General features: G+C 70.4%; 14 protein-coding genes. 11 read left to right on the forward strand and 3 right to left on the reverse strand.

The window, feature by feature from the left end; translation table 11 throughout:
* The first annotated feature begins 239 nt into the window (after window positions 1-239).
* A complete protein-coding gene (locus ACFVM3_RS17840; protein ID WP_378439857.1) occupies window positions 240-605 on the forward strand; it encodes a holo-ACP synthase in 366 nt (121 codons plus the stop codon).
* A 2-nt stretch (window positions 606-607) separates the two neighbouring features.
* Here ACFVM3_RS17840 and ACFVM3_RS17845 read toward each other — a convergent pair whose 3' ends face one another.
* Window positions 608-3,838, reverse strand: a complete 3,231-nt coding sequence (locus ACFVM3_RS17845; protein ID WP_378439859.1) for a BTAD domain-containing putative transcriptional regulator — start codon at window positions 3,836-3,838, stop codon at window positions 608-610.
* 253 nt (window positions 3,839-4,091) lie between these two features.
* On the opposite strand from ACFVM3_RS17845, the gene ACFVM3_RS17850 reads away from it, so the two are divergent.
* The 7 genes from ACFVM3_RS17850 to ACFVM3_RS17880 all read left to right on the forward strand — a co-directional run bounded on the left by ACFVM3_RS17850 (window position 4,092) and on the right by ACFVM3_RS17880 (window position 12,510).
* Window positions 4,092-4,649 (forward strand): LuxR C-terminal-related transcriptional regulator, encoded by a 558-nt coding sequence (locus tag ACFVM3_RS17850; RefSeq protein ID WP_378439860.1) that lies wholly within the window; start codon window positions 4,092-4,094, stop codon window positions 4,647-4,649.
* A 186-nt stretch (window positions 4,650-4,835) separates the two neighbouring features.
* Window positions 4,836-6,539: a hypothetical protein gene (locus tag ACFVM3_RS17855; protein WP_378439862.1), complete on the forward strand. Its 1,704-nt coding sequence runs from the start codon at window positions 4,836-4,838 to the stop codon at window positions 6,537-6,539.
* Entirely contained in the window at window positions 6,536-7,330 is a 795-nt protein-coding gene (locus ACFVM3_RS17860) for a protein phosphatase 2C domain-containing protein (protein ID WP_378439864.1), read from the forward strand. The genes ACFVM3_RS17855 and ACFVM3_RS17860 overlap by 4 nt, the downstream gene beginning before the upstream one ends.
* A complete protein-coding gene (locus ACFVM3_RS17865) occupies window positions 7,327-9,048 on the forward strand; it encodes a condensation domain-containing protein (protein ID WP_378439866.1) in 1,722 nt (573 codons plus the stop codon). The genes ACFVM3_RS17860 and ACFVM3_RS17865 overlap by 4 nt, the downstream gene beginning before the upstream one ends.
* Window positions 9,045-10,283, forward strand: a complete 1,239-nt coding sequence (locus ACFVM3_RS17870) for an MFS transporter (protein WP_378439868.1) — start codon at window positions 9,045-9,047, stop codon at window positions 10,281-10,283. Before ACFVM3_RS17865 ends, ACFVM3_RS17870 begins: the two co-directional genes overlap by 4 nt.
* Window positions 10,273-11,274 (forward strand): LuxR C-terminal-related transcriptional regulator, encoded by a 1,002-nt coding sequence (locus ACFVM3_RS17875; protein ID WP_378439869.1) that lies wholly within the window; start codon window positions 10,273-10,275, stop codon window positions 11,272-11,274. The genes ACFVM3_RS17870 and ACFVM3_RS17875 overlap by 11 nt, the downstream gene beginning before the upstream one ends.
* A gap of 12 nt (window positions 11,275-11,286) precedes the next feature.
* Window positions 11,287-12,510 carry a glycoside hydrolase family 18 protein gene (locus ACFVM3_RS17880; RefSeq protein ID WP_378439871.1) on the forward strand — a complete coding sequence of 408 codons (1,224 nt, stop codon included), beginning with the start codon at window positions 11,287-11,289 and terminating at the stop codon, window positions 12,508-12,510.
* A gap of 269 nt (window positions 12,511-12,779) precedes the next feature.
* On the opposite strand, the gene ACFVM3_RS17885 is transcribed toward ACFVM3_RS17880, so the two are convergent.
* Complete coding sequence (locus ACFVM3_RS17885) at window positions 12,780-13,616, reverse strand: PhzF family phenazine biosynthesis protein (protein WP_378439873.1); 837 nt, start codon at window positions 13,614-13,616, stop codon at window positions 12,780-12,782.
* Between the two features lie 43 nt (window positions 13,617-13,659).
* Complete coding sequence (locus ACFVM3_RS17890; protein WP_378439875.1) at window positions 13,660-14,097, reverse strand: MarR family winged helix-turn-helix transcriptional regulator; 438 nt, start codon at window positions 14,095-14,097, stop codon at window positions 13,660-13,662.
* Between the two features lie 150 nt (window positions 14,098-14,247).
* On the opposite strand from ACFVM3_RS17890, the gene ACFVM3_RS17895 reads away from it, so the two are divergent.
* Genes ACFVM3_RS17895 through ACFVM3_RS17905 form a run of 3 tightly spaced genes read left to right on the forward strand, consistent with a single transcriptional unit; the run spans window position 14,248 to window position 16,492 of the window.
* A complete protein-coding gene (locus ACFVM3_RS17895; protein ID WP_378439876.1) occupies window positions 14,248-15,171 on the forward strand; it encodes an SDR family NAD(P)-dependent oxidoreductase in 924 nt (307 codons plus the stop codon).
* Window positions 15,171-16,043 carry an amidohydrolase family protein gene (locus ACFVM3_RS17900; RefSeq protein ID WP_378439878.1) on the forward strand — a complete coding sequence of 291 codons (873 nt, stop codon included), beginning with the start codon at window positions 15,171-15,173 and terminating at the stop codon, window positions 16,041-16,043. The genes ACFVM3_RS17895 and ACFVM3_RS17900 overlap by 1 nt, the downstream gene beginning before the upstream one ends.
* Window positions 16,040-16,492, forward strand: coding sequence for a MaoC family dehydratase (locus tag ACFVM3_RS17905; protein ID WP_378439880.1), 453 nt, complete (start codon window positions 16,040-16,042; stop codon window positions 16,490-16,492). Before ACFVM3_RS17900 ends, ACFVM3_RS17905 begins: the two co-directional genes overlap by 4 nt.
* Window positions 16,493-16,494 lie beyond the last annotated feature (2 nt).

A 16,494-nucleotide genomic window follows, 5' to 3' on the forward strand; every position in this document is an offset into this window, starting at 1 on the left:
ATCTGGGGGCGCGACCGGGGCTTGCGCGACACGGACGCCGGCGGCGCGGTCGTCGGCGCGGAGGCGGGGCGGGGGCGACGGCTCCCTTCTCCGCATTAGACGCGGCGAAGGGAGCCTTCGCCCCACCATCGACCCGCCCGCGACCACGACACACTTGACTTACTCAAGAGAACACGAATCGCCACTCACGACCCACTCGACCGGGCGACCGGGGCGAAGTGCGAAGGGACCAGGAACGTATGACCACGCTCGTCGGAGTGGACGCGCTGCGCGTGGCCGAACTCGACCTGCTCGCGCGGCGCGGCTGGTTCCTGAAGTTCCTGTTCTCCCAGGAGGAACTCGACGACCTCGCGACGGAGGACAGTGTCTGTCTCGCTTGCCGGTTCGCCGCGAAGGAGGCGGTGCTGAAGGTGCTCAGGACGTGCCTGTCCGGTCCGGTTCCACCCGCCCAAATCGTGATCCGGCGTTCCGGAGCGGGCGCGACGTCGGTGGAGTTGCGCGGTGTGGCGTCCGAACGCGCCCGCGCGCTGGGCGTCGAGCGGGTCGACGTCTCCATTTCCTGTGAGCGGGGGCTCGTGATCGCGGTCGCGCTGGGGACGGCCTGACCTCAGGTCGCCAGGAGGTCCGCCACCCGGAATCGCTCGACCGAACCACAGTCGGCGAGGATGTCGTGTGCCTTACGCAGAATTCCCTGCCCGGCACCGGGATCCCCTTTTACCGTGACTTCGCCGAGGACGGCGAGCGCGTGTCCCTCGCCGATCCGGTTGCCGGTGCCGCGATGCAGTATCAGCGCCCGCTCGGCGCACTCGACCGCCTGTTCCCGGTCGCCGCGGTCCCGCCGGGTGGTGGCCAGCACCGTCTGCGCCCGGGCCGCGAGGAGCCGGAAGTCCCGCCGTGCGGCCAGTTCCGCGGCCGTGCCCGCATGCGTGACGGCGTCGTCGAGCCGCCCGCCACGACGACATACCTCGGCCAGTGCCAGCAGGCTGACGATCTCCGCGCGGGTGTAGTGGATCTCGTGCGCGAGTTCGACCGCCTGTCCGGCCAGGACCTCGGGAGCCACGGACAACTCGGTCCGGCCGCCGAATTCGGCCAGCGCCGCGAGCGCGTTCGCCTCCGCCCGGCGATCACCTGTCTCCCGGGCCAGTTCCAGCATCGCCTCGGCGTGCTCGGCCGCTTCGGCGAATTCCCCGGTCTCGGCGCATACCGCCGCCAGCGAGCAGAGCGCGGTCGTCTCGCCGTAACGAGCGCCGTTCTCCCGGTGCAGGGAAACACCCTTCGACAGCGACTCACGCGCATCGGTCAGCCTGCCGAGGTCGAGATAGACCTCGCCGAGCGTGGTGTACACGTGCGCGGCGCCGTCGCGGTTGCCGGCGCGTTCGATGAGTGAAAGGGCCTGTGCCAGCCGCCGGATGGCTTCCCGCGGTTTGCCCAGCTCCCGCAGCAGTGTCCCGATGTTGTGCAGGTTGGCCGAAAGTCCCGCTTCCCAGCCCATCCGGCTGTTCAGTTCGATCGCGCGGTCGAGTTCGGCGACGGCCTCGTCGAGCGCGCCGAGCTCCCAGTGGACTCCGGCGAGATTGCCGCGCGCGGCGGCTTCCGCCTCCGGCCACCGTTCGGCGGTCGCCAGCTCCAACGCCCTGGTGTAGTGCGTGACGGCGGCCGCGTAGTCGCCAAGCCCGCGATACACCTGCGCGAGGCTTTGCAAGGCGGCGATCCGGCCGCGCGGCTCACCGTCCACGACCGCCGCGGCCAGCCCGGCCTTCGCGACGGCGACCCAGTCCACGGAATGCCTTCTGAGCCAGAAGAAGCCGCGAAGGGCGTCCGCCAATAACCAGACGACGCGGTGCGGGCCCTGCGCGGCGGCGTCGTGGACGATGGCCACGAGGTCGGCGCGTTCCGCTTCGAGCCACTCCAGCGCCTCGGCTTCGTCATCGAAGACGACGTCGGTCTCGCCGAATTCGGCTCCTTCACGAAGCCGGAGGATCTGCGGCGTGATCCGCGTGACCGCCACGGTCGCCGTCGCGAGATACCAGCCGAACAGCCGGATTCTGGCCGCGTCGCGTTCGGCCGGGCCGTCCTCGGCCCGCGCGCGTTCGGTCGCGTACAGCCGAAGGAGGTCATGGCACTGGTACCGGCCGTCGTCGCTCCGGGCGAGGAGATGTGCGCGCTCCAGTTCGGCGAGCGCCTGGGACGTGTTCTCGGGGACCTGCCCGGCGAGCGCGGCTGTCGACCGTGCGGTGAAGTCCGGCACCTGGACCACGCCGAGCATCCGGAACAAGCGCCGGGCGGCCGGTCCGAGCCTCCGGTACGAGAGCGCGAACGCGGCGCGGACCGCGGTCGACGGGTCGCCGTCGACTCCGAGCCGGTCCAGCCGGTCGGTCCGCAGCAGCCCGTCGACCACGGCGCCGATCGGCCGGTCCCGGCCGATGCCGATGTCCGCGGCCGCGATCCGCAACGCGAGCGGCAGCCCGGCGCACAACCGGACCAGCGTCGCCGCCGCCCGGCGTTCCTCCTTCACCCGGTGCGTGCCGACGAGCCTGGCGAGCAGCTTGAGCCCGTCCTCTTCGGTCAGCAGGTCGAGCCGGACGGCACCCGCGTCGTGCAGGACGACGAGCCCTGGCAGTTCCTGCCTGCCGGTCACCACGACGAGGCTGCCGGGACGGCCGGGCAGCAGTGGCCGCACCTGATCGGCCGTGCCGGCGTTGTCGAGCACCACGAGCATCCGTTTGCCCGCGAGCTCGGACCGGTAGAGCGCGGCCAGTTCGTCGGGGTCCACCGGTATCCGGTCGGGCGGGACACCCAGCGAGCGCACGAGCCGGACCAGCGCCTCGGCCGCGGTCACCGTGGCCGACCGCGCGTAGCCGTGCAGATTCAGGTAGAGCTGGCCGTCGGGGAACCGGTCGAGCGCGCCGTGCGCCCATTGCAGTGCCAGCGCGGTCTTGCCCACCCCCGCGGTGCCGCTGACGATGATCACCGGTGCGCCGCCGGCGACCAGGGCGTCGATCCGGCGCAGCTGGGCGGCGCGGCCGGTGAACGTCGGCACCGCGGCGGGCAGCTGCCTCGGCCCGGCGGAAACCGGCTGCTCGGCGATGGGCAGGTCCAGTGCCGGATCGGTGCGCAGGATGGCCTGGGCGAGGTCGGTCAGCTCCGCACCCGGCTCGAGACCGAGCTCTCCGGTGAGCAGGGCGCGTGCCCGGCGGTAGACCTTGAGTGCCTCGGCCTGGCGCCGGGACCGGTAGAGCGCGAGCATGAGCTGAGCCTGGAAATGTTCCCGCAACGGATGGTCCGAGACCAGCTCGGTGAGTTCGGCGACGACGTCCGCGTGTCTGCCGAGCGCCAGATCCGCGTCGATGCGCTGCCCCAGCAGGACCAGCCGTCGCTCCTGCAGCCGGTCCGCCTCGACCTGGAGGGTGGCGCAGCTGTCGGCCAGCCCGCTGAACGGAGGTCCCTGCCAGACCGCGAGTGCCTGCCGCGCGAGACTTCCGGCGACGACCGCGTTCCGCCGCTCGTGTGCCGCGCGGGCCTGGTCGGCGAGGTCCTCGAACCGCCGCACGTCCAGTTCGCCGGGGTTGACCACCAGCAGATAGCCGGGTCTGCGGTGCACCACGCGATCCGGATCCGCCAGCGCGCGGCGGAGCTGGAGGACGTAGAGCTGGAGGTTCTTCAGCGCGGTGCGTGGCGGGCGGCCCGCCCACAGGCCGTCGACCAGCGCGCTCACCGGCACCACCTCGCCCGCGCGATGGAGCAGCAGCGCCAGCAGACGGTGGACTTTCGGGGCGCCAAGATCGAGTTCGGTATTTCCGTCGCGGACACCGAGCGACCCGAGAATCGTGAACTCCATATACACCCCACTCACCTCGCCGGAATAATCGCGAAGTGCTCGCGACCTTCCCGGATTAGTGGTCCATACCAAATTTATACCGGGTCTCCGCATGCTTCGGAACAAGAATTCAGCTGGCGGGAAAACAAAGAGTGACCGTGTAGGACGAACACGCCTGGGGGCAAGGTCAGTGTCTGCGTCATCCGCTCCGAACCCGACCGTTGGAACGAGCCTGTCGACTGTACTCGATCTGGTTTCCACCGCAAGACGGGAAGTGCTGACCACCGCGACGGGCGGTTCGCCGTGGTTCGGCGGGACCGTCACCGCGGCCGCGCGCCGCGGCGCCTTCCCGCCGCACGTCCGGGTCCGGCTGCTGTGCACGACACCGGCGGAGCACGCGCGCGGCGAGCTCATCGAGGCGGTGCGGCACGGGCTCCGGGTCAAGGTGACCGATCGGGCGATCGAAGAATCTCTTTTGATAGACCGCAGACTGGCACTGGTCCCTTCGGGTGGTGACGACGCCAGAGGTTTGCTCATGGTGACGACGCCGACGTTGATCACCGCCCTCGCCGACGCCTTCGACCCTCGCTGGGAGGAGGCGACGCCCTGGGAGATGACGTCCGCTCGGCCGGACGAGTTCGAACAGGCGATCCTGCGCTGCCTGGTCGACGGAATGACCGATGAAGCGGTCGCGAACCGGCTGGGCGTATCCGCGAGGACCGTTCGGCGGTACGTGAACGTCCTCATGGCCCGCGTCGGCGCGAGAAGCCGGTTCGAACTCGGATTCCGGGCCGCGGAATGCGGGTGGCTTCCCGCCGACACACTCGGCTGAAGCGACTGTCCGGTTCCGGCCGCATTCTTCGTCCATTATGGATTGATCATTATCGGCGTCGCCGATCGATGTCTCTTTCGCCGGTCACCGAGTCCGCTTTCGGCCAAATTCTGGTGGCGCCGGCAGGGACCGACCTAGATTCCGTTCTGGATCGTCTCGAATTCACGTCCTGATTGGACCTGCCACGTGACCACTCCGACTCCCCGCCACGACATAGTGCTCACCGGTGCCGTCATGACCCATCCGCGGCGGCCGGGACTCACCGGCCGTCTGCTGGCCGCCGCGCCCGCCGGGGCGCTGCGACCGGTCGGCGACCCGGAGCCCGCCGGACCGCCGACCGCCCTGCGCACCGCGATCCGGGCCTGGTCCGCGATCGCCGAAGGCACGACCCACCACCTGGTCCTCCAGGACGACGCCGTTCCCGCCGAGGGCTTCTTCGACCACGCCCTGGCCGCCGTCGCGGCCGCGCCCGACGCCGCGATCGCCTTCTACACCAACTGGAACTCCCGCAACGGCGCCGCCGTGCGGCTCGCCGCGCTGGCCGGGGCGAGATGGGTCACCGCGACCCACGAGTACACCCCGACCGTCGCGCTCGCCCTTCCCGCGGGGATCGCGGCCGGTTTCGCGGATTTCGCCGAAGCGCACGGCTCGACCTGGCCCGACGACGTCGTCATGTCCCGGTACCTGCGCGCGGCCGGGGTACCGGTGCTCCTGGTCGCGCCGAATCTCGTCGAGCACGCGGACGAACCCAGCGTCCTCCGCAACGACTCCCACGGCTCGCGGCGGTCGGCCTGCTTCGCCGTCCCGCCCGGCGACGACTGGTCGCTCGGCGCGGGCCCGCTCGATCCCGACGTCATCCCGTTCTTCAAGCACGGGATCGCCCAGTGCGTCGTCCGTGACGGCGGAAGACGGACGACCATCGACGCCGAGCGGTACTTCGGCCGGGCGGGGCTGGATTTCGACGCCTGCCAGAAGAAACGGCTCGACGTCACCGGGTCGGTGTTCGACGCGCTCGACGAGCTGGAACGGCATCTCGACGAAGAAGCCGTCGAAGGGCTCTGGACCACCGCCTACCTCCTCGGCGCGCTCGGGACCGGCCGCCGGCTCGACCGGGTCGGCTCGCTCGCGCTGGGCACGATCGGCGCGGGCGGTGTGTGCACCACCGTCGGCGCTTCCACGCTCCGGACGCTGCGGCCCGCTCTGTCCGAATTGGCCCGTCTCGGCTACGAAGCCGGTACCAGGGCACGACGTTCACCCGCGCGCCGGCGGGAACGCGTCCTCGTCACCGGCACTCACCTCCCGCTCGGCCGGGAGATCGCGTGTCATCTGGCCGATCGCGGATACGAGGTCCTGGGCGGAAGCGACGGGCCGGACGTCGACGCCGTGGTCCACGTCGCCGAACCCGGTTCCACGCTCCCGCCCGTGACGGCGCGGCACGTGGTCCAGGTCTGTCCTCCCGGCGCACCCGTCCCCGCCGCCACGCCGGGCACCAGCGTCCTGCGGACCGGCTCGCCTTACGGGCCCGGTATCGAGGGCTATTCCGTCCTGGAGACGTTCACCCGGCAAGCCCTGCTGGCACAACCGATCCTGGCCGACGTTCCGGCGGGGGCGACCCACCGGCCCGCCTACATCCGGGACATCGCGCTCGCGGTGCACCACCTGCTGCACCAGCCGGTGCCGCGGCGGACCGTCGCGACGCCGTCCCCGCTGACCAGCCGGGAACTGGCCGACGCGGTCGCCCGCGCCGTCCGGCGGGTTCCGGTCAGCTGGCCGGCCTCGCCGCCCGGCCCGTCCGCCCCTCCCCTGGTCGCCGACGAACCGGCGACGGAACTCGAGCAAGGCATCCGCGCACTGGCCCAGTGGCTCGCCTACGAAAAGGAAGAAGCATGAAAGTCGATCGTCTCTCCCAGCCGGGTGACGGCCTGGTCAACGAGGATCTGGTGCTGTCGGGCCGGTATCACGCGCTGGTCATCGACGGTGCGACGGCGGAACCGGGCGCGGAGACCGGCTGCGTGCACGACGTCCGCTGGCTGGTGGCGAGGCTCGGCACCGCGCTGGACCGGCTCCTCGTCGAACGTCCCGCCGAAGACCTGCGCGCCGTCCTCCGCGCGGCCATCGAGTCGGTCCGCGACGCCCACTCCGGCACCTGCGATCTCGGCAATCCCTGCGGCCCGACCGCGACCGTGGCGATCCTGCGCGAACGGGACGGACTCGCCGACTACCTGGTGCTCAGCGATTCGGCGGTGGTGCTCGAAGGGCTCGACGGCACCGTCGAGGCCGTCATCGACGACCGGATCGACCGGCTGCTGCACCTGTCCTGGCAGGAGGTCCGGCCCTTGCGCAACGCGCCCGGCGGGTTCTGGGTCGCGGGCAGTGATCCGGCCGCCGCGGATCAGGCCCGCACCGGCACCGTGGAACTCTCGCGACTGCGGCGCGCCGCGCTCCTCACCGACGGCGCGTACCGGCTCGTCGAACGCTACGGGTGGACCTGGCACCAGCTGCTCGACGTCGCCGAGTTCGACGGCCCGGCAGCCGTCGTCGGCGAGACCCGCCGCGCCGAACTCCGTACCGCGCCGGGCCACTTCGCCGGGAAACACCACGACGACGCGACAGTCGCCTTCTGCCGGTTCGAGACCACCGCCGCTCCCCTGCCCCGCCCGACCCACGAGGTGACGAAATGACCCGGTTCCAGGTCCGTTTCACCGGCAAGACGGCTCGCTCCGGTCCGCTGGCGTTCGGCCACGCGAACATCGTCCGCGCCATCACCCTCGACGACGATCCGACGCGGCTCAACCTCGCGATGGTGTTCGACGTGCCCGGCGCGCCGCTTGAGCGGGTCGCCACCTGGATCCGGGTGCTGCTCGAACGCCACGAGTCGCTGCGGACGACGTACTCGTTCGGCGACCGGACGCTCCAGCACGTGCTCGCGGAAAGCAAGCTGGATGTCGAAGTCGTCGAGAGCGGCGGCGACGTCCTCCAGACGGCCGAGGACACCGCGCGCGCCCTGCGATCCCGGGTCTTCGATCTGACCGCGGAGCTGCCGCTGCGGCTCGCCGTGGTGACCGAGAACGCCGTCCCGCGCCGGCTCGTCTGGGTGGTGAGCCACGCCGCGATGGACGTCGCCACCTGCGAACTCCTCCTCGGCGAATGGACCGAGCTGGCCGCAGGACGCGAGCTGCCCGAGGACGACTCGCCACAGCCTCTCGACGTCGTCGAACTCGAGAAGACGCCCGCGGTGCAGCGGCTGGGACAAGCGGCGACGCGGTACTGGGAAAGCAAGCTGCGCACGGTTCCGCAGGCGATGTTCCCCATGCCCGCCACCGGGACCGACTTCCTCCGGCCCGGGCTGCGAGTCCGTTCACGAGCCGCGATGGGCCATATCGCGGCGATCGCCGAGCGGACCAGCGCGAGCCCCTCCGCCATCGCCCTCGCCGCGCTCAACGCGCTGATCGCGCACCGGACCGCGCAATCCACCTGCGTGACGACGTCGTTGTCGGGTAACCGGGTGCTCAAGCAGTTGCGCCGTTTCTTCGGTTCGATGGCGCAGGACGCGCTGCTCCCGGTCACCATCCCGGAGACGTTCGACGAACTGGTCCACGCCGTCCGCGCCGCTTCCGTGCCCGCGTACCGGCACAGCTGGTTCGAAGCCGACGCCATCTGGGAAGTGATCACCCGCGTCACCAACGAACGGGGTTTCTCCTTCGCCAGGGATCTCGTGTTCAACGACATGAGCGCGCTGGGCGACACCGCGGTCGGCGAGCCTCCTCGCGCCGCGTACAGCAGGCTGCCGTCGGTGTGGCTGCCGGGTGGTCCGGACGTCGAAGACGACCCCGAAATCGGTGGCACGCTGGAGCTACTGCCCCAGGAGGACATCCCGACCCGCTTCTTCGGCTGCCTGTACCGCCTCGACACGGAACTGGATCTGACGCTGTGGGTCGACCCCGGCTGTCTCGACGCCTCCGAGGTGACCGAGTTCGGCCGCGGCCTCCTGGCGTTGCTGCGTGCGGCGGCCGAGGCGGATCTTCCAGTGAAGGAACTGCATTCGCTCACCACGCTCGCCCCCATCGAACGGGGGGAAGGCTGGTACCTCTCGGATTCGTGCTGGGTCGAGCTGGACGCCGTCCGGGAACTGGTCTCCGCCGTCCTCGGCGACCGGCCGCATCTGGTGACCGCGGAGCCCGACGACGTCCTGGGTCACCGGCTGGTGTGTCACCTGACCGGCCCGGCGACGCCCGCGGACCTGCACGCCGAAGTACTGGCCGCGCTGCCGGGACGGCCGACCGCGCTGGCACCGCACCACTACGTGATCTGCGCCGGGCCTCCCGCCGATCCGCTGGATCCGGGCGCCTGGGCGGCCACGGCCATCGACTCCGCGAGCGGGCGGGAGCTGCCGGTATGAGTCATGACACGGAAACCCTGACCGGTGAAGGAAAACCGGCCGCCGGACGGCTCTGGTCCGGCAACTTCAAGCTCTATCTCACCGCGCGCAGCGGGTCGATGCTGGGCGACGCGATGCTGCCCGTCGCGCTCTCGATCGCCGTGCTGGCGGCGGGTCACGGGATCGACGGCGTCGGTTACGCCCTCGGCGCGTGGATGGGCGCGCTCGCGCTGTTCATGCTGTTCGGCGGTGTGCTCGCGGACCGGTTCACGCCGCGCCGGATGATGATCATCGCGGACCTCGTCCGGCTGGTCGTCCAGGGCGGGATGGCGGTCGCCTTCGCCGTCGGAACGCCGTCGCTGCCGATGATCGTCGTCCTGCAGTTCCTCAGCGGTGCCGCCACCGCGTTGTTCCAGCCCGGTGTGGCGAGCATGGTCCCGCAGGTCGCGGAGGACGTCCAGGGCGCGAACGGGATCTTGCGGATTTCCGAAGCGATCTCGGGCGTGCTCGGCCCGGCGCTCGCCGGTGTGCTGGTCGCCGTCGCCGGCACCGGGACCGTGTTCGGGATCTATGCCGCGACGTACGGGATCAGCGCCGTCTGCCTGTTCGCCCTGCGGCTGACCCCGGTGAAGTCCACTGAGGACAGTGAACCGTCGTTCTGGCGTCAGCTGGTCGAAGGCTGGCGGGAGTTCGCCGCCCGCGGCTGGCTCTGGGGCGTGATCGCGATCCACCTGGTGTACGGCTGCTTCGTGGCGGGCGTGTCCCTGCCGGTCGGCGCGGACCTGGTCGTCTCGGACTACGGTTCGACCGCGCTGGGCATCGGGATGGCCGCCTTCGGCGCGGGCGGGGTCGCGGGCGGCGCGATCGCCATGCGCGTCCGCCCTGGCCGTCCACTGCTGTCCGGCGCGATCGGCTGGGCGTTGTTCGCGCTGTACCCGATCACGCCCGCGGTGGGACTTCCGGTCGCCTTCCTCTTCGCCGGCTGGGCGCTGGCCGGTTTCGGCCTCGCCTACTGGGGTGTCCTGTGGGCCACCACGGTCCAGACCCAGATACCCGCGGAACTCCTGAACCGGGTCTACGCCTACGACGTCTCGGGGTCGCTGCTCGCGTTGGTGCTGGGCAGGTCGCTCGCCGGACCGATGGCGAGCCTGTTCGGCGCGCGGCCACTGATGATCCTCGCGACCCTGCTCGGGCTCGTCTGTACCGGGCTGCTGCTCGCGGTCCGCTCGATCAGGGATCTGCGAAGTGCTCAGTGACCGGATCGAAGCCGATGAGTTCGCCGTCGAGGTCTACGAACGGATCCTCGACGGCGACGGGCCCGCGGAGATCGCGGCCCGGCTCGGTGTCCCGGCGGCCGAGGTGGACCGCGCGTTCGGTCTCCTGCGACGGCTGCGGCTGATCCGGGAGACCCGGAACGGCGAGGTCGTCGCGGTCGATCCCGACAGCGCGCGGACCGAACTGCTGCTGCCGCTGGAACGGGCGATCCACGACCAGCGCAGCCTGCTGCAGGCCCGGCGGCGGCAACTGCGTTCGTTCGCCGACGCCTTCGGCCGCGCGGAACGGGCGAACCCGCGCCACTCGCCGATCCAGGTCTCGCGCGATCCGCGCGAAACCGAGTTGCGGCTCGCCGAAACGGCGAACGGCTGCAAGTCCGAAGTGCTGATGATGCAGTCTTGCGTGGCGCACGAGCCGCCCGAAGCGCGGCATCTGCGGCCGCTCGTGCTGGACGCGCTGCGGCGCGGGATCCGCGTGCGGGTGCTGTATCCGCACGCGGCCCGCGCGGACGCGGCGACCCGGTCGTTCCTGTGCAACGTCGCCTCCCTCGGCGGCCGGGTGCGGACCTCGGACGAGATCTTCGACCGGTTCGCCGTCTTCGACCGCGAGGTCGCGTTCCTCCGGGCCGGGCTCGAAGGCGACCAGGCCGTCGCGATGGTGCACGGGCCGGTGATCGCGCGGTTCCTCGCCGGGACGCACGACCGGGGCTGGGAATCCGGCACCGACTTCGATCCCGGACGGGCGGGCTACGCCGGCACCCTCGACGTGGTCAAGTCCAGGGTGCTGGACCTGCTCGCCGCCGGCCTCAAGGACGAGGTGATCGCGCGCCGGGTCGGTCTGTCCGAACGGACGTTGCGCAGGCATATTTCGGCGATGATGCAGGAACTCGCCGCGGAGAGCCGGTTCCAGGCGGGCGTCGCCGCCGCGCGGGCGGGCCTGGTCGCCACCACCACTCGTACCCATCCCCGATAGAAAGGATCTTCCATGCGACCGAAGAATCTGGCCTTGCGGCTGGGGCTGTGCCTCGCCGCGGTCCTGGCACTGCTCCCCGCCTCGCCCGCTTCCGGGGCACCGGAGATCGAGGCCGCCCCGCCACCGGACCGGCCGGTACTGGAGGCGTTCTGGGGTGGTACGCCGCCCGCCGATCAGGTGCCATGGGAAATGCTGAACACCATCAGCTACTGGTTCGCCTCACCGGCGGGCGGCCGGTGCAGCATCCCGGACGCGAAGCAGCGCAAGGACATCGAAAGCCTCGCGGCGGTGAAACGCGGCCACCCCGACCTGACCGTGCTGATCTCCATCGGTGGCTGGGCCGCACCGGGTTTCGGTGCGGGCGCCGCGACCGGGGAATCCCGGCGCGCCTTCGTCAAGTCCTGTGTGGACAACTGGTTGAGCGCGTTCCCTGTCGGGCTGGTCGACGGATTCGACGTCGACTGGGAGTTCCCGGTCTCCGGAGGGCTGCCCAGTATCGGCAACTCGCCGGCCGACCGCGCGAACTTCACCTTGCTGCTCAAGGAATTCCGGGCACAATTGCAGCGCTATGCCCGCGAACACGGCAGACCCGGCCGCGCCATGAAACTGTCCGCGGACATCCCCGCCGGCCGCGTCCAGGACGACGGCACCGGAACCGGGGGCGCGCCCTACGACGCGTCCAACAGTTTCGACCTGCGTGAAGTCGGCAGACTCGTCGACATCTTCAACCTGATGACCTACGACTTCTGCACGGGGTACTCGAAGTTCTCCTGCTTCAACGACCCGCTGGTCAAACGGCCCGGTGATCCGAACGACGAGTACAACAACAACGTCGGCGCGCTCAAGTACATGACCGACCACGGTGTCCCGCGCGAGAAGATCGTCCTCGGCGTTCCCTTCTACGGCCGGGCGTTCACCGTCACCTCGACCGCCAACGACGGCCTCTACCAGCCGTACACGGCCATGCAGTTCCTCGACTACAAGGTCCTCATGGGCCCGGAGTGGGCCGGCGACCCCGGATTCCGCAAGGGCTGGGACCCGATCGTGCGCTCGCCGTACCTCTGGAACCCGGAGAAGAAGATCTGGGTGAGCTACGAGAACCCACGGTCCATCCAGGACCGCTCGCTGTTCGCGAAACGCCAGCGCCTGGCGGGCATGATGATGTGGGAACTGGGCGCCGACGATCCGCAGCACAGCCTTCTCGCCGCGATGACCGGGCCCTGGCTCCGGCCATGATGGAGCGGCCGGTTAAGGAAGCATCGGAGACGTAGGTGACCCCGCGGACTTCGGGCGGCTAGGCGGCGTCCTGTCGCCTCCCTCGAATGTCCACAAAGGACGCTTTGTCGACCTCCCGCCACACGATCGCTCCCCGACCGACGTTGCGAAAGCCACTTTCACAACCTTCAACGTTGCGAAAGTGGCTTTCGCAGCATGCCACGTTGCCGACCCTGCGACAGCCGAACTGAGCGCGACTGGCAGGGATCCGCGAAGCACCCTCGGCGAGTTCAGAGTGCGACGTGGCCGGTGATACCCACGACCGTGTCGCCACCGACCCAGATCTCGCCGTCGGACCGCTCGATCCGCACCCGCCCGCGGCGGCGCAGCTTCGTGCCCTGAGCCGCGATATACGTAGCCGGGGCCGCGGCGGCGGGGATGAGCCACTGTGCGATCGCGGCGTTCAGGCTGCCGGTCACAGGGTCCTCCACGAACGTGCCGTCCTCGTCGACGAACGCCCGCACCTCGAAATCCGCCTCGCCGCCCGGCGGATGCGGGCCGAACACACCGACGTCCGGATACTCACCGAACGCGGTCGGGTCGGGTTCGAGTGCCAAGACCGCTTCGGCCGAGGCAAGTCGCACCGCGACCCAAGCCGGTCCGTTCTCGGCCCACCGCGCGGCCACGATGTCGCCGGGTTCGATCCGCAACGCAGCGGCCAGGATGCCCACCGCCGATGCCGGTACTGGACCACTTCGGCGCAACGGCGGGGCCGCGAAGGCGAGCAGTTCCCCGTCACGCCGCACCGCGACCGGACCGGCGCCGCACTCCTGCACCAGACGGCCCGCCGTTTTCGGGATACCGCCACGCTCCAGCCACGCACGAGCGGACCCAAGCGTCGGATGGCCCGCGAAAGGCAACTCGCGGCTGGTGGTGAAGATCCGCAGCCGGTAGTCGGCGGCCGGGTCGGTCGGCGAGAGCAGGAACGTGGTCTCGCTCAGGTTCGTCCAGCGGGCGAACGCCGCCATCTGCCCGGTGGTGAGGCCGTCGGCGTCATGGACGACGGCGACGGGGTTACCGGTCAAGAACTCGTCGGTGAACACGTCGACCTGGCTGAACGCGCGCATGCCGCCAACGCTACCGACACGTCGCTTCGCCGGCGCGGGGATTTCAGTCGTGGGCGACCCGGCGCAGCAGGTCGAGCAGGGTGCGCCGTTCCGCCGCGTTGAGGTTGCCGAGCAGTTCCTCGTCGATCGCCTTCGCCAGCGAACGCAGTTCGGCGAGCCGGGTATGGCCCGCCTCGGTGGCCACGATGCGACGGCTGCGCCGGTCGGCGGGGTGGGGTTCACGGCGGACGAGCCCGGACCTCGCCAGGTCGTCCACGATGGACACCACGGCGCTCGGGTCGATGCCGAGCAGTTCGCCGATGTCGCGCTGGGACCGGTTGCCGTCCTCGGCCGCGACGACCAGCACGGTGTAGTGCCTGCTGCGCAAACCGTGGTCCTGCAGCGCGCCGTTGAGTTCGCTGATCGCCCGCCCGCCCGCGCGGGCGAGCAGGTATCCGGCGCCGGCGGCCAGTGAGGGCGGCAGCACGTCACCGGTCACCACGGCTGGTTCCTGACTGATGACGCCTCCCGGGTTTCGCCTGTGCCGATCGTCTCGACGCCATCTTAATGGCCAAGAACTATCGTTGACTTTCACAATCATTGTGGATAACAATCCATGCGGTCGGAACCACCACGAGGAGGGCGTCGTCTGATGGACTTGACCGGGAAGGTCGCGATCGTCACCGGCAGCGGGGGCGGTCTGGGCCTCGCGTACGCGAAGGAACTCGCCGCCGCCGGGGCGAGCGTCGTGGTCAACGATGTGGACCCGGACGCGGCCTCGGCCGCGGTCGGCGAGATCACCGCGGCGGGCGGGAGGGCGGTGGCCGAGGTCGGCGCCGTCGGCCCGGCGAAGGTGGCCGACGCCCTGGTGGAATGCGCCGTGTCGGACTTCGGCCGGCTCGACGTGCTGGTCACCAACGCGGGCGTGCTGCGCGACAAGGTGCTGTGGAAGATGACCGACGACGACTTCGACACCGTCGTCGACGTGCACCTGCGCGGCACCTTCACCTGCGCGCGGGCGGCCGCGGTGCGCTTTCGGGAACAGGGTGACGGCGGGCGGATCATCGTCGTCGGCTCCCCCGCCGGGCAGCGCGGCAACTTCGGGCAGACCAACTATTCGGCGGCCAAAGCGGGCGTCGTCGGGTTCGTGCGGACCTGGGCGATGGAGCTGAAGCGGGCGAACGTGACGGTGAACGCGCTGATCCCGGTCGCCGCCACCGCGATGACCGAGACGATCCCCGCCCTCAAGCCGTATGTCGACGCGCTGCGCGCCGGTGAGCCGATGCCGCCGTTCGCGCGGCGGGCACTGGGCTTCGGCGCGCCCGCGGACGCCGCCGGGCTGGCCGCGTTCCTCGCGTCGGACGCGTCGGCGTCGATCACCGGGCAGGCGATCGGCGTCGGGGGCGACCGGCTGAGCCTGTGGAGCCACCCGGTCCAGACCGTCGCCGCCTACGCCGATGGCGGGTGGGGCGCCGACGCGATCGCCGAAGCGTGGCAGACGGTGTTCGCGCCGCACGAGGAGAGCGTCGGGGAGCACCTGCCCGAGCCGCCCGCCGAGGGAACGGGATCGCGGTGATGAACGTCGACGAACTGACCGCCATCGACGTCCACGCCCATGTGGAGATCGACGGGCACGGGCACCGCTCGCTGCCGGACGACCTTGTGGAGGCGTCGGCGAAGTACTTCGGCGCCGACCACCGGACTCCGGGCCTGGCCGAGATCGCGGCCCACTACCGGGAACGCAGGATGGCCGCGGTGGTGTTCACCGTGGACATCGAGGCATCGACCGGGCATCCGACTCTGTCCAATGAGGACATCGCGGAGGCGGCGGCCGAGCACCCGGACGCGCTGATCCCGTTCGCCAGCGTCGACCCGGCCAAGGGGAAGGCCGGGGCCCGCCGGTTCCGTGCCCTGGTCGAGGACCACGGGATGCGCGGTATCAAGTTCCATCCGTCACTGCAGGATTTCGCACCGAACGACCACAGTGCCTACCCCCTGCTGGAAGTGGCCCAGGAACTCGGGGTCCCGGCGTTGTTCCACACCGGGCAGACCGGGATCGGCGCGGGACTGCCGGGCGGCGGCGGGATCCGGCTTTCCCTGTCGAATCCGATGCTGCTCGACGACGTCGCCGTCGACTTCCCGGACCTGACCATCATCATGGCCCATCCGTCGTTCCCGTGGCAGGACGAGGCGCTCGCGGTGGCCACCCACAAACCGAAGGTGTACATCGATCTCTCCGGCTGGTCACCGAAGTACTTCCCGCCCCAGCTCGTCCGGTACGCGAACACGTTGCTGCAGGACAAGGTGCTGTTCGGCTCGGATTTCCCGCTGATCACCCCGGACCGGTGGCTGGCCGATTTCGCCCGGCTGGAGATCAAGGACCACGTTCGACCCAAGATTCTCAAGGAGAACGCCGTCAAGGCGCTCGGATTGCGGGAGACCCGATGACCACCATCAAGTTCGACGACCTGCCGGGCCACGCGGGCACCTCCCTCGGCCCCACCGGCTGGGTGGAGATCCCGCAGGACCGCATCGACCGGTTCGCCGACGCCACCGACGACCACCAGTGGATCCACGTCGACCCGGAACGCGCCAAGGACGGCCCGTTCGGCGGCACCATCGCACACGGTTACCTCACCCTGTCCCTGCTCATTCCACTATGGACAGAGGCGCTCGACGTGCCGGACGCGACCACGAAGGTCAACTACGGCCTGAACAAGGTGCGTTTCCCGGCGCCGGTGCCCGCGGGGTCGGCGATCCGCCTGACCGGTTCGCTGGCGAAGGTGGAGGAAGTGGGCGGTGGCGGCCTCCAGCTCACCGCCGACGTGGTGATCGAGATCCGCGGCGCCGGCAAGCCGGCGTGCGTGGCACAGCCGGTGTTCCGCTTCTATCGCTGAAT

Source organism: Amycolatopsis sp. NPDC057786, assembly GCF_042797905.1.
Classification (GTDB): domain Bacteria; phylum Actinomycetota; class Actinomycetes; order Mycobacteriales; family Pseudonocardiaceae; genus Amycolatopsis.